14 protein-coding genes are annotated in these 13,488 nt (G+C 62.2%); 13 read left to right on the plus strand and 1 reads right to left on the minus strand.

Annotated features, from left to right (window positions below; all coding sequences use genetic code 11):
• The 13 genes from urtC to ureG all read left to right on the plus strand — a co-directional run bounded on the left by urtC (window position 1) and on the right by ureG (window position 12,672).
• Window positions 1-1,185, plus strand: a complete 1,185-nt coding sequence (gene urtC / locus BLW71_RS11730) for an urea ABC transporter permease subunit UrtC (protein WP_091796479.1) — start codon at window positions 1-3, stop codon at window positions 1,183-1,185.
• A complete protein-coding gene (urtD, locus tag BLW71_RS11735; RefSeq protein WP_091796480.1) occupies window positions 1,182-2,045 on the plus strand; it encodes an urea ABC transporter ATP-binding protein UrtD in 864 nt (287 codons plus the stop codon). Before urtC ends, urtD begins: the two co-directional genes overlap by 4 nt.
• Before the next feature lie 45 nt (window positions 2,046-2,090).
• Complete coding sequence (gene urtE / locus BLW71_RS11740) at window positions 2,091-2,783, plus strand: urea ABC transporter ATP-binding subunit UrtE (RefSeq protein WP_091796481.1); 693 nt, start codon at window positions 2,091-2,093, stop codon at window positions 2,781-2,783.
• A 116-nt stretch (window positions 2,784-2,899) separates the two neighbouring features.
• Complete coding sequence (locus tag BLW71_RS11745) at window positions 2,900-3,781, plus strand: urease accessory protein UreD (RefSeq protein ID WP_091800739.1); 882 nt, start codon at window positions 2,900-2,902, stop codon at window positions 3,779-3,781.
• A 393-nt stretch (window positions 3,782-4,174) separates the two neighbouring features.
• Window positions 4,175-5,863, plus strand: a complete 1,689-nt coding sequence (locus tag BLW71_RS11755) for a hypothetical protein (RefSeq protein ID WP_091796483.1) — start codon at window positions 4,175-4,177, stop codon at window positions 5,861-5,863.
• 83 nt (window positions 5,864-5,946) lie between these two features.
• Window positions 5,947-7,002, plus strand: coding sequence for an acyltransferase family protein (locus BLW71_RS11760; RefSeq protein WP_286161980.1), 1,056 nt, complete (start codon window positions 5,947-5,949; stop codon window positions 7,000-7,002).
• Window positions 7,003-7,263: 261 nt separating this feature from the next.
• Complete coding sequence (locus BLW71_RS11765; RefSeq protein WP_091796484.1) at window positions 7,264-8,067, plus strand: transporter substrate-binding domain-containing protein; 804 nt, start codon at window positions 7,264-7,266, stop codon at window positions 8,065-8,067.
• Between the two features lie 175 nt (window positions 8,068-8,242).
• Entirely contained in the window at window positions 8,243-8,545 is a 303-nt protein-coding gene (gene ureA / locus BLW71_RS11770) for an urease subunit gamma (protein WP_011487082.1), read from the plus strand.
• A gap of 35 nt (window positions 8,546-8,580) precedes the next feature.
• Window positions 8,581-8,886, plus strand: a complete 306-nt coding sequence (locus BLW71_RS11775) for an urease subunit beta (RefSeq protein ID WP_091796485.1) — start codon at window positions 8,581-8,583, stop codon at window positions 8,884-8,886.
• 55 nt (window positions 8,887-8,941) lie between these two features.
• Window positions 8,942-10,648 carry an urease subunit alpha gene (gene ureC / locus BLW71_RS11780; RefSeq protein WP_091796486.1) on the plus strand — a complete coding sequence of 569 codons (1,707 nt, stop codon included), beginning with the start codon at window positions 8,942-8,944 and terminating at the stop codon, window positions 10,646-10,648.
• 2 nt (window positions 10,649-10,650) lie between these two features.
• Window positions 10,651-11,340, plus strand: coding sequence for an urease accessory protein UreE (gene ureE / locus BLW71_RS11785; protein WP_091796487.1), 690 nt, complete (start codon window positions 10,651-10,653; stop codon window positions 11,338-11,340).
• Window positions 11,327-12,007, plus strand: coding sequence for an urease accessory protein UreF (locus BLW71_RS11790; RefSeq protein ID WP_091796488.1), 681 nt, complete (start codon window positions 11,327-11,329; stop codon window positions 12,005-12,007). The genes ureE and BLW71_RS11790 overlap by 14 nt, the downstream gene beginning before the upstream one ends.
• A gap of 11 nt (window positions 12,008-12,018) precedes the next feature.
• Window positions 12,019-12,672, plus strand: coding sequence for an urease accessory protein UreG (ureG, locus tag BLW71_RS11795; RefSeq protein WP_091796489.1), 654 nt, complete (start codon window positions 12,019-12,021; stop codon window positions 12,670-12,672).
• Between the two features lie 4 nt (window positions 12,673-12,676).
• On the opposite strand, the gene BLW71_RS11800 is transcribed toward ureG, so the two are convergent.
• The gene (locus tag BLW71_RS11800) at window positions 12,677-13,294 is read right to left on the minus strand and encodes a Fic family protein (RefSeq protein WP_286161981.1); all 618 of its coding nucleotides are present in this window, start codon (window positions 13,292-13,294) and stop codon (window positions 12,677-12,679) included.
• Window positions 13,295-13,488 lie beyond the last annotated feature (194 nt).

A 13,488-nucleotide genomic window follows, 5' to 3' on the forward strand; every position in this document is an offset into this window, starting at 1 on the left:
ATGACATCTGCAACTTCATCGGCTCACGTCGGCGCAAGCGGCGGCGGCGCGCTCGCCGGTCGCGAAGCGCAAGCGGGCTTCGCGCTCGGCCTGCCGCCACGCCCCGCGCTGCTGTCGCGGCGCGCGTGGCTTGCGCTGATCGCGTTGATCATCGTCTTCGGGTTCGGCGTGCCGTTTGCCACGCTGGTGGTGCCGGAGACGAGCGCGCTGCATCTGTCCGCGTACGCGATGACGATCACCGGCAAGTTCATGTGCTACGCGATCGCGGCGTTGGCGCTCGATCTCGTATGGGGCTACTGCGGCATTCTGAGCCTCGGGCACGCGCTGTTCTTCGCGCTCGGCGGCTACGCGATCGGCATGTATCTGATGCGCTCGATCGGCCACGAAGGCAAATACGGCAGCGACTTGCCCGACTTCATGGTGTTTCTCGACTGGCATCAACTGCCGTGGTACTGGCAAGGCACGCAGCATCTCGGCTACGCGCTGCTGCTGGTGGTGCTGGTGCCGGCGGTGGTCGCGTGGGTGTTCGGCTTTTTCACGTTCCGCTCGCGGGTGAAGGGCGTGTATCTGTCGATCATCACGCAGGCCATGACCTTCGCCGCGATGCTGCTGTTCTATCGCAACGAGACGGGCTTCGGCGGCAATAACGGCTTTACCGACTTCAAGCGCATCGGCGGCTTTCCGATCACGCATCCGGGCACGCGCACCGCCCTGCTGCTGATCACGTTCGCCGTGCTGATCCTCGCGTTCCTCGGCGCGCGCGCCATCGTCACCTCGAAGCTCGGCCGCGTGGTAACCGCGGTGCGCGACGGCGAAACGCGCCTGATGTTCCTCGGCTACAGCCCGCTCGCCTACAAGCTGTTCGTGTGGACGGTGTCCGCCGTGTTGTGCGGCATCGCCGGTGCGCTGTACGTGCCGCAGGTCGGCATCATCAACCCGGGCGAGATGTCGCCGGGCAACTCGATCGAAATGGCGATCTGGGTTGCCGTGGGTGGACGCGGCACGCTGATCGGCCCGATCATCGGCGCCTTCGCCGTGAATGGCGCGAAGAGCTTCTTTACGGCGAACTTCCCTGAATACTGGCTGTTCTTTCTCGGTCTGATTTTCGTGCTGGTCCCGCTGTTCCTGCCGAACGGCATCATGGGGCTGATCGAACTCGTGACGCGCAAAAGGAACCGCTCATGAACGAAAACCCGATGGTTCCTGATCTGGCGTTACCGGAAGATCCCGCTGAAACCTCGTTGAGCGGTGTGGCGAGCATGGGCCGCGCGGTCGTGCCCGGCGAGATCGACGTGTCGCACGGCACGATCCTGTATCTCGAAGACGTGACCGTGAGCTTCGACGGTTTTCGTGCATTGAACGCGTTGACGCTGACGATCGACGCCGGCGAATTGCGCTGCATCATCGGTCCGAACGGCGCCGGCAAGACGACCATGATGGACGTCATCACCGGCAAGACCGAGCCGGATTCCGGCAAGGTGTTTCTCGGCCAGTCGATCGATCTGACGCGCATGAACGAGCCGTCCATCGCGCGTGCAGGCATTGGCCGCAAATTTCAGAAACCCACGGTGTTCGAACAGCATCCCGTGTGGGAAAACCTCGAACTGGCGATGAAGGCCGACAAGGGTTGGTGGGCGTCGCTACGCGCGCGGCTCGACCGCGAGGCACAGGCGCGCATTGAAGAGACGCTGGCGTTGATCGGCCTCGAGAGCGAGGCGCGGCGTCTGGCCGGCGAACTGTCGCACGGCCAGAAGCAACGGCTCGAAATCGGCATGCTGCTGATGCAGCAACCGGCGCTGCTCCTGCTCGACGAGCCGGCCGCCGGCATGACCGACGACGAAACCATGCAGTTAGCCGAATTGCTCAATCATCTGCGCGGCACCTGCTCGATGATGGTCGTCGAGCACGATATGGAGTTCGTGGCGGCGCTATCAGGCTCGACCGGCAAGGTGACGGTGATGGCCGAGGGGCGTGTGCTCGCTCACGGCACGCTCGACGAAGTGAAGCGCGACGAGACGGTCATCGAGTCTTATCTGGGCCGGTGAAGCGGGTCTCGCAAACGGGACGGTGAAACAAAGGGTCGAACGGACATGCTAGAAGTAGAAAACCTGAACCAGTACTACGGCGGCAGCCACATCCTGCGCGATGTGAAGCTCACCGTGCCCGACGGCAAACTCACTGTCCTGCTCGGCCGCAACGGCGTGGGTAAAACCACGCTGCTGCGCTGCCTGATGGGCGTCGTGCAGACGAAAAGCGGCTCGATCGCCTGGCGCGGCGCGCCGATCACCAAACTGCCGACCTACTCGCGCGTGGAAAAAGGCCTCGCTTATGTGCCGCAAGGCCGCGATATCTTTCCGCGGCTGACCGTCGAGGAAAATCTGCTGGTGGGCGCCGCCAGCAAGAAGGCGCCCAAGAAGATCCCGGATCGTATCTACGAACTGTTCCCGGTGTTAAAGGATATGCGCAACCGGCGCGGCGGCGATCTCTCCGGCGGGCAGCAGCAACAGCTCGCCATTGGCCGCGCGTTGATGAGCGATCCCCAACTGTTGATTCTCGACGAGCCCACCGAGGGCATTCAGCCTTCGATCATTCAGGATATCGGCCGCACGCTGCGTCAACTGGTCGAGGAAATGGGCATGACGGTGCTGCTCGTCGAGCAGTATTACGACTTCGCCAAAGAGATCGCGGATCGGTATTGGGTGATGAGCCGCGGCGAGATCATCGCGGGCGGCGAAGGCGCCAATATGGATGCCGATGGCGTGCGCACGCTGATCGCCGTGTGAGCGGCGTCACGCACCGCGCGTGCTATTCTCGACGCATCCTGTGGCAGCGTGGTTGAGCGCTGTCTGACGTGCGCAGGCACGTTTTGCTGTTCTCCGTCTGGTCGCATTTCATTCGCATGTCGCTTCACGAAAATCACGCTACCCTCGCTATCGCGCAAGCCGGCGCGCATTCGCAATGGCGCGCGCGCCTTGAACTCGGTTTTGTCAGGGATGGCGAGCGGACTACGCTCAAGCATCGGCTGCATGATGGGCCTTTGCGGGTTCAAAGGCCGCTCTATCCGGAAGGATATGGCGTTTGTCATGCGGTGATCGTGCATCCGCCTGGTGGGATCGCGGGCGGTGATGAGCTCGCTATTGATGTTGCGGTTGGCGACGCAGCGCATGCTGTCATTACCACGCCTGGGGCGACCAAGTGGTACAAGTCCAATGGGCGTGAAGCGCAACAGCATATCGATGTGCGTGTCGGCGCGCGGGCGAAGCTCGATTGGCTGCCGCAAAACAATATCGTGTTCGATCAGGCTAATGCGAAGCTGGATTTTTCGTTGACGCTCGGTGAGGGTGCCACGGCTTTGGGATGGGATGCAACTCAACTCGGACGGCAGGCTGCCGGTGAGCGGTGGTCACAAGGGAGCTTGCGTTCGCTGTCGCGGATCGTTGGCGCTAACGGCGAGTTGCTTTGGCTCGAGCGGGCCAGCCTCTCGGCGAATGACTCGCTGCGCGATGCGGCTCAGGGGCTCGCCGGATTTCCTGCTTATGGAACGCTTTGGGCGGTCGGCGCGGCTTGCGATGATGCGCTCGCTGAAGCTTTGACCGCTCAGTTGTCGTTTAGTGGCTCGCTTAGAGGTGCGGCTTCTTGTGTGACCTCAGGGGTGGTGATCGTGCGCGCTGTCTCGCGGTCTATGGAGACGCTGCAGCAGGCTTTGACTCAGTGCTGGCTTCAGTTGCGGCCGGTCGTGCATGGGGTTGGGGCTGTGCCTTTGCGGATTTGGGCGACTTGAATTTGGTGGGTTTTTTTGGTTTTTGGGCCTTTCTTGATTTCTTCGCGGTCTATTAGCGTTGCCCCTGTGCGGGGCGGCACTTACTTTCTTTGCCGCCGCAAAGAAAGTAAGCAAAGAAAGCGGCTTTGAACCGCCAGCTTATAAGCGGGTCTCCCGCGCAGCCACGGTAGTGGTGCATCTGGAATCTGGGTTCTCGCACATTCCCCGTCTGTGACACAGCAGTCATTCTTCCGGCGGCGCTGCGCGCGCCGTCGCGGTCGTCTTTGGTTGAGTCCGTTTCTTTCATCGGGGCTCCTCTGCTGTCCATTCGGGCTCCTAGGTGCGTGGTCGCACAGAGCGCATGAGGCAATCCTCCTACAATCGTTCGCGCAGTTGAACGCTAAGGATGAACCCATGCGTGTCGTATTCCTCGTCCTGCTAACAATCGTATGCTGCGCCTGTTCGCAGCAGGATAGTCGCGTCGCCATTTCTGCTGAAAATCCCGGCATCGAAAACGCTCTGCACGCGTGGAGAGACAAGTTCGACCCGCTGTGGCGATATAAGCGCGCAACATGCGGCGCCGGAGCCGCCGCCCTCGCGGATATGAAAGGTCTGTTTCAACAGCTTTTGCATGTGTCGACTGCCACGGCCTGCGAGCGTTTGACGGCGCTGCCCGAAACCTACCATGTGCAAGTCGACGGCTCTCAGGCGAGCGTGGTGATCCAGAACGCCGATGGGCGCCCCGGCCGTCAGGTCCATTTCATTCTCTCGTCTTCTGCCGGCGGCTGGGTAGTCCAGAAAGTGTTAGCCGCAAGCGCGCAGGCCACAACGACTATCTTCGACACAACGCAGTCCGGCTCCGGCGATGGTCGCATCGAGCCCGCTTATTCGACATGGATTCCGCACGGCGCAGCACCCTGGGACATCACACACGTCATTACCTACGGCCAATCGCTCAGCCAGGGCTTTTTTAACAAGCCCGTTTTGTCCATCCATCAGCGTTATTCGTCACTGCGCTTCATTGGCGGCGTGCGCGCTCAAGACGGCGTCCAGGACGGAGGCGTCGAGGTTGCGTACAGGCAGTTCGTGCCGCTCATCGAGACTCAATGGGGCGACAAAGCCGAGACGCCCACCAGCGGGACGCTGAATATGGCCACGCAGTTGATCGAACAGGAGAACCTGCAAGATCACGCAAAGCTTCCCTACCAGTTCGTTGGGTCGGCACCAGGTGAAGGCTCCATGGACATTGCGACGCTGTCGGCACCAGGACGCTATTACACACGGCTCTTGCGCGACATCGCTCAGGGAAAACGGCTTGCGGACGCCCAAGGCAAGACGTACGGCGTCGGCGCAATCACATGGACGCAAGGGGAAGCCGATGATTCCAGCCAGACATCCATTCCAACTTATGTCGCAAAGCTCAGGACCCTGCGGGCCGACGTCGATCGGAACGCCAAGGCACTGACCGGACAGAAGCAGGACGTCGAGATGATCACCTATCAAGTGGCCACGAATCGCCGTTTCGATCAGCAGTACCCGCATATCGCGCTCGCCCTCCTCGCGGCCAGCCACGAAGATCCGCACATCCATCTGGCGGTGCCAATGTATCTCTTTCGATACGTGGACGGCGGACACACGGACAATCGCAGCACCGAATGGATGGGCGCCTACTACGGCCTGGTCCTGAAGCGGATTCTGATCGACCGCGAGACGTGGAAACCCCTCGAGCCGCTGACCTGGCAACGCGAGGGCACCACGGCCACGCTGCGCTTCAATGTCCCCGCGCCGCCACTCAGGTGGGACACGACGCAAGTCGCCGGCAATTCGGACTACGGTTTCGCACTGCGCCTGCCTTCGGGTAACTTGCTGCCGATCCGTTCGGTATCCATCACCGGACCCGACGAGGTACGAATTGCCGCCCAATCACCGATCCCCGCCGGTACGCACGTGGAGTACGCCTTCAATGGTGTCGGCGTCGCGGGCAGCCGGTACGGCCCGCGTGGCAATCTGCGAGATTCACAGGGCGACGCGATCCGGTTTAACGACGGCCGCGAATCGATGCGTCTGGACAACTGGTGCGTGATCTTCGACGTGCAGCTTTAGCACGCCCCGAAGAACCGCCCGCATTGCGCGCAAATATGAATCCGATCGAGCAAATGGTGAGAGACGAGCGCATCAGAGGCGGCATGGCAATTTCCATCACTGCGATCGTGTGCGCCGATGCCATTCGCAGAGTCGGCGATGCCGGTTTTCTGCAGGATGGGCATGTAGCCCGCCTCCTGAAGGTCGTTCAGTACGCCGCGAGCACGCTTGGATACCCGACGCTCTTCTTCCTGCTCGGCCTGGGTACGGTTGCGTGTTTGCAGCACTCACGCGGCCGGTTCCTGAAATCAGTTGCCCTGACCGTTCTCTATCCCTATCTGCTTTGGTCGATAGTGCAGACGGGCGTGCAGTGGTTCGTGGCTCAATCTCGAGGGTACGCGCTCCAGCAGATCGAATTGACTCGTCTGGCATGGGCGCCCGTCGGACAATTCTGGTTTCTCTACGCGCTTTTCGTCTGCCAGATCGTGACGTGCCTCACCGTATGGCCACGGTCCAGCACATCCCGGCACGCCTTGACGGTGGCGAATCGCTGTCTGATTTCCGCACTGATCGTTGTCGGCGCGATAGTCGCCACGCGCAGTCACTGGGGCATCGTCACGATGACGTGTTGGGGCCTTGTGTTCTTTCTATCCGGCGTGCTGTTCGGCTCCCGATGGAACCGGCATGGCAAGCGCACGCCCGGCCTTCTCGTCGCGCCGGCAACGGCAATTGCCTTTGCAGCCGCTGCTATCGTAGGACAACGCTTTGGCGACTACATGAACCCATACTCGCTGCCAGCGAGTTTCCTGGGTATCGCCGCGGCCATTTCGGTAGGAGGATGCCTCGGACTATGGCGCAGCTCGCGCTGGATCGTCTCGCTCGGCTCGTCGTGGAAGCCGGTCTATCTGCTGCATGTGCTGGCAATCGCCTCGACCTGGAATGCGTTGCTGGCGCTCGGCATCAGTCAGCCGGTTGTCCACGTTGTGCTCGGTATTGCGACCGGTCTCACAGTGCCGGTAGCGATGTATCTAGTGACGCGACGCCTGGGAATCGCCGCCTGGGCAGGCTTCGGGGAGCCGGCGGCGGCACCGGGCGAGGACGCGCAGTTTTCGGGGCTCGCGGCGCAGAGTCCAGGCAAGGCGGTCAAGTCGCGTGCGTGACTTGCGTCATCGGGATAGTCGTCGCAGCATCGAGCATGTGCAGCGCGTGATCATTGCGCTCGCCGCCTTTCACCTTCGTAAGACGAGGTTTGCACCAATTTGGCGCGTCGCGCCGCTTCAATTACGTGCGCCCGTTATTCCGTCGGCCGCCAGCCTATGCTGCACCGCCATGGCACATACCTTGCATAAAAATCCCCCACGATGCTGCCGCACCCTGACGGCAGCCGACCGGCTCGCTACCACCACCTCCGCTCACAGAACATGACACGATCGACTCTCCGCCCCGCGCGTCGCGCTTGGCTCGCCGCATTGTTGCTCTCGCCCACCCTCGCCATCCAAGCGCCCGCCGCTCACGCGGACACACTCGATAACATTGCCAAGGCCGGCGTGCTGAAAGTCGCCGTGCCGGAAGACTATCCGCCGTTCGGTTCGGTCGGCGCGGACATGAAGCCGCAAGGCTACGATATCGACACGGCCGCCCTGCTCGCGAAGTCGATGAACGTGAAGCTCGAACTCGTGCCGGTCAATAGCGCCAACCGTATTCCGTATCTGCAAACAGGCAAGGTCGATCTGGTGATCTCGTCGCTCGGCAAAACGCCGGATCGCGAGAAGGTGATCGATTTTTCGACGGCCTATGCGCCGTACTACCAGGGCGTGTTCGGTCCCGCCGACATCAAGGTCAGCGGCCCCGCCGACCTGACCGGCAAGACAGTCGGCGCAACCCGCGGTGCGCTGGAAGAGATCGGTCTCACGCAAATGGCGCCGAACGCGACCATCAAGCGCTTCGAGGACAACAACGCAACGATCGCCGCGTTCCTCTCGGGCCAGGTGCAGTTGATCGCCGCGGGCAACATCGTCGCGGCCGCGATCCTCGCGAAGAATCCGCCGCGCCGCCCGGAACCGAAGTTCGTCATCAAGAATTCGCCGTGCTTCGTCGGCATGAACAAGAACGAGCCGCGCCTGCAGCAAAAAGTGAACGCGGCCATCGCACAGGCGAAGCAGGACGGCACGCTCAACACGATGTCGAAGAAGTGGTTCAGCGCGCCGCTGCCGACCGATCTGTAAGCGTGCCGTTAGGCGAAATTGATACCGTGACCGGCTTATCCGGCATTGCATTCGTCATGGACGCATCCCGTGCCTCGCACCTGATCGCAGCCATGACGCGCAGCGCCTATCATTGTCGCAGCCGGTCCCGACGAGGACCGCCGCCACAACCGTTGCAACCCTACGCATACATTCGATGAAGCTGACACCTCGCGAGAAGGACAAGCTGCTGATCTTCACCGCCGCGCTGCTTGCCGAACGGCGCCGCGCACGCGGCCTCAAACTGAACTACCCGGAAGCGATCGCCTTCATCACCGCCGCGCTGATGGAAGCGGCGCGCGACGGCAAGACCGTCGCCGAAGTGATGCACTACGGCACCACGCTGCTCACCCGTGACGACGTCATGGAAGGCGTGCCCGAGATGATTCCCGACATCCAGGTCGAAGCGACGTTCCCCGACGGCACCAAGCTCGTCACCGTTCACCACCCGATTCCCTGATCACAGAGATCATCCATCCCATAAGGCAAGCCCAGATGATTCCCGGCGAACTCCTCATCGACGACGGCGAACACGAGCTCAACGCGGGCCGCGCGACCGTCACGGTGGTCGTGTCGAATACCGGCGACCGTCCGGTGCAGATCGGCTCCCACTATCACTTTTACGAAGTGAACGAGGCACTCGCGTTCGATCGCGAGGCTGCGCGCGGCTTTCGCCTGAACATCGCGGCGGGCACCGCCGTGCGCTTCGAGCCCGGTCAGGAGCGCACCGTCGAACTGGTCGAACTGGCGGGCGATCGCGTCGTCTACGGCTTCAACGGCAAGGTGATGGGCAAGCTGTGATGCGCCACGCGCGCTCCTTCGCCTGAACCGCCCTGCTCATTTCCGGACCCACACCATGACATTACGCATTGGCCGCCGCGCATACGCGGAAATGTTCGGCCCCACCACCGGCGACCGCGTGCGCCTCGCCGACACCGAGTTGCTGATCGAAGTCGAGCGCGACTTCACCACCTACGGCGAAGAAGTGAAATTCGGCGGCGGCAAAGTGATTCGCGACGGCATGGGCCAGTCGCAACGCGTGCATGCCGACGTGGTCGATACCGTCGTGACGAATGCGGTGATTCTCGATCACTGGGGCATCGTCAAGGCCGACATCGGCATCAAGAACGGCCGCATCGCCGCGATCGGCAAAGCGGGCAATCCCGACATCCAGCCGAACGTGACGATCGCGATCGGCGCCTCCACCGAAGTGATCGCGGGCGAAGGCCTGATCGTGACGGCGGGCGGCATCGATACGCACATTCACTTCATCAGCCCGCAGCAGATCGAAGAAGCGCTCGCGAGCGGCGTGACCACGATGCTCGGCGGCGGTACGGGTCCAGCCACGGGTACGAACGCAACCACCTGCACGCCGGGTCCGTGGCATCTCGAACGCATGCTGCAAGCGGCCGACGGTTATCCGATGAACCTCGGCTTTCTCGGCAAAGGCAACGTGAGCCAGCCGCAACCGGCGCTCGAGCAGATCGCCGCGGGCGCGATCGGGCTGAAGCTGCACGAGGACTGGGGCACGACGCCTGCCGCGATCGACAACTGCCTCTCCGTTGCGGACGACACCGACACGCAGGTCGCGATTCACACGGACACGCTGAACGAAGCGGGTTTCGTCGAAGCGACCGTGGCCGCGTTCAAGGGCCGCACGATCCACACGTATCACACGGAAGGCGCGGGCGGCGGCCATGCGCCGGACATCATCAAGGTATGCGGCGAAGCGAACGTGCTGCCCTCCTCGACCAATCCGACGCGCCCCTACACCGTCAACACGCTCGAAGAGCATCTCGACATGCTGATGGTGTGCCACCACCTGGATCCGTCGATTGCGGAAGACATCGCCTTTGCGGAATCGCGCATTCGCCGCGAGACCATCGCCGCCGAAGACATCCTGCACGACCTCGGCGCGCTGTCCATGCTGTCGTCGGATTCGCAGGCCATGGGCCGGGTGGGCGAAGTGATCATTCGCACGTGGCAGACGGCGCACAAGATGAAAGTGCAACGCGGCGCGCTGCCCGAAGACAACGCGCGGCACGACAACTTCCGCGCCAAGCGCTACGTCGCCAAGTACACGATCAACCCGGCGATCACGCACGGCATCGCGCATGAAGTCGGCTCGATCGAGCCGGGCAAGTGGGCCGACCTGGTGTTCTGGGAGCCGGCGTTCTTCGGCATCAAGCCGTCGCTGATTCTCAAGGGCGGCATGATCGCGATGGCGCAGATGGGCGACCCGAACGCGTCGATCCCCACACCGCAGCCGGTGCACTATCGCGAGATGTTCGCGACGCGCGGCGGCGCATTGGGGCGCACGTCGCTCACCTTCGTCTCGCAGATGGCCGCGGACGCCGGCGTCGCCGAACGCTATGGTCTGAACAAGCGTATCGTTGCGGTCAAGAACTGCCGCAACATTTCGAAGGCAGACATGATCCACAACGCGTGGCGTCCGGCGATCAGCGTCGATCCGGAAACCTATCAGGTGATCGCCGACGGTCAGTTGCTGACCTGCGAACCGGCCACCGTGCTGCCGATGGCGCAACGCTACTTCCTGTTCTGACCATGCGTACCATCGACAAACTGATTGTGCCGCATCTGAAGCTCGCGCCCGTGCTGGTGAAGCGCGCGCCGACCTTGACGCTGGCGTTCGACGACCGGCGCAAGAGCCGGCTCGCGGCCACGCTCGACAGCGGCGAAGAAGTCGCGCTGGTGTTGCCGCGCGGCACCGTGCTGCGAGACGGCGACGTGCTGATCGCCGACGACGGCGGCCTCGTGCGCGTCGTCGCGGCACCTGAAACGGTCCTCTACGTGCGCGCGAAAGATGCGCTGACTCTGACTCGCGCCGCTTATCACCTCGGCAATCGTCATACGCCGGTGGAAGTCGGCACCGATTATCTGAAGCTCGAATACGATCCGGTGCTGGCCGATATGCTCAAGCGCATCGGCGCAACGGTCGATCAGGTTTCGATGCCATTCCAGCCGGAATCCGGCGCGTATGGCGGCGGCCATAAACATGGTCACGACGAGACCTTTGCCGAAGACTACGCGCTCGCGCAGCAGGTGTTCGGCGAGCATCATGGGCATGAGCATTCGCATGACCATGAACATGGGCATAGTCACGCGGCGCATGAGCATTCGCATGCGCACGATCACGGCCATGACCATGCGCACGATCATGACCACGATCACGGCGATAACGTCCACGACGAATCGTGCGGCCACGGACATCACCATCATCATGCGCATCGCTGAACTGACGGCGCTGCTGCATCTGGCGTCACCGGCGTTGCCGATCGGCGCATTCAGCTACTCGCAGGGTCTCGAAGCCGCCATCGAAGCGCAGTTGATCACCGATGCGGATTCCGCCCGCGCGTGGATCGTCAGCGGCTTGACCGACGTGCTCGCGCATGGCGAACTGCCGTTCCTCGCGCATCAGATGGAGCGCTGGCGCGCGCATGACGCCGAAGGCTTGCGCGTTGCCAACAGCGAATTCCTCGCAAGCCGTGAATCCGCGGAATTGCGCCGCGAAACGGAACAGATGGGCTGGTCGTTGCGGCAGTTGTGCGCGTCGCTCGAATGGGGCGACGCTGACCGGCGCGCGACGCTCGCCTCGATGACACCGCTCGCGCAGCCCACCGCGTTCGCTTTCGCCGCTTACGCGCACGACGCAGCCGTCGATGCCGCCCTCGCCGCCTACGCCTTCAGCTGGGTCGAAAACCAGGCGGCCGCCGCATTGAAAGCCGTGCCGCTGGGACAGCTCGCCGGTCAACGCATCATCGTCGCGCTGCGCGAGCCAATCGACGCCGCCGTGACGCGCGCTCTCGCCACATCGCCCGAGAACATCAACACCTTCGCGCCGCAGCTCGGCATTCTGTCGGCGCGCCACGAGTCGCAGTATTCGCGACTCTTTCGCTCATAACACGATCCATCATGAACGCACCTCATCATTCCGCCCACTCGACCGTCCGCACGAAGAAACTGCCGCCGCTGCGCGTGGGCGTCGGCGGTCCGGTCGGTTCGGGCAAGACCACGCTGCTCGAAATGCTCTGCAAGGCGATGCGCGAACAGTACGACCTCGTCGCCATCACCAACGACATCTATACGAAAGAAGACCAGCGTCTGCTGACCGTGGCCGGCGCGTTGCCCGCTGAGCGGATCATGGGCGTCGAAACGGGCGGCTGTCCGCATACGGCGATTCGCGAGGACGCCTCGATCAATCTCGAAGCTGTCGACCGTATGCTGACGCGCTTTCCGGATGCGGATATCGTGTTTATCGAATCGGGCGGCGACAACCTCGCGGCGACGTTCAGTCCGGAACTGTCGGACCTGACGATCTATGTGATCGACGTGGCGGGCGGCGAGAAGATTCCGCGCAAAGGCGGCCCCGGCATTACCAAGTCCGATCTGCTCGTGATCAACAAGACGGACCTCGCGCCGATGGTCGGCGCGAATCTCGAAGTAATGGCCTCGGACGCGAAGAAGATGCGCGGCGAGCGGCCCTTCGTGATGACCAATCTGAAGGCGCTCGACGGGTTGGATGAGGTGGTGAAGTTTATCGAGAAGAAGGGGTTGTTGAAGGTGTGAAGCTTCACTCGCCCGGATGGCATTCAAGCAGGAATGCCATCATTTCGGAGCCGTCCTTCGATAGATAAAAACGCACCATTTTTTCGTTGAAGTCGGCCGCACGTTGCGCGGGGACGCTGATCGCGTCGATACCGTTCGCCATCAGCACGCCGTTCATCATGAAGCGTGAGGTGCGTTTGTTGCCGTCGAAGAAGAACTGCTGCAACGCGCCGAAGAGGAAAAAAGCGCAACCGCGCTCAAAGGCGTTGGAGACGTGATCAGTCAGTGCACGCGTGCCCGCGGAAAAAACGCGGTTGAGTTCCGGCGCACCCGGCAATGTCGCTAATGGAGTATGGCGTCCTGCCTCGCCCAATGCGACGTCGGGCGTGTATCGCGTTTCCTCCCCCTCCCCGCGGAAGACGCCCCACTCGAGAGCCTCGTTACGCGCGACAAGGCGATGCAAGTCGCAGAACGTGGTCTTGTCGAGTGCAAACCGCCCGTTCTGCACGATCGCGAGCAGGTGCTTTGAACTCTCCGCGAGGTTCAGAACCTGCTCCTGATCAGAAATCTTCCGGCCACCGACAGTAATGCCGTCAAGCAGCGTCTTGACCTCTGGAAACGTAAAAGGATTGCCTTCGAGCACACTCGCATCCCACACGAATTCCGGCAGCATTCGATGAAAACGGAAGCAGACCCGTTTGATCGAATGAGTCGGAATGTCTTGCGGAATCGCGGTGCGGTCCCATTGAAAACCGAGGTCGGTGAGAAGCGTCATTGCAGGCGGTGATAAAGCGTTTGAGTCACAGGGCTGGAAACAGACCGGCCCGACCTTCGGAG

The organism is Burkholderia sp. WP9 (assembly GCF_900104795.1).
In the GTDB taxonomy this organism is placed as follows: Bacteria; Pseudomonadota; Gammaproteobacteria; order Burkholderiales; family Burkholderiaceae; genus Paraburkholderia.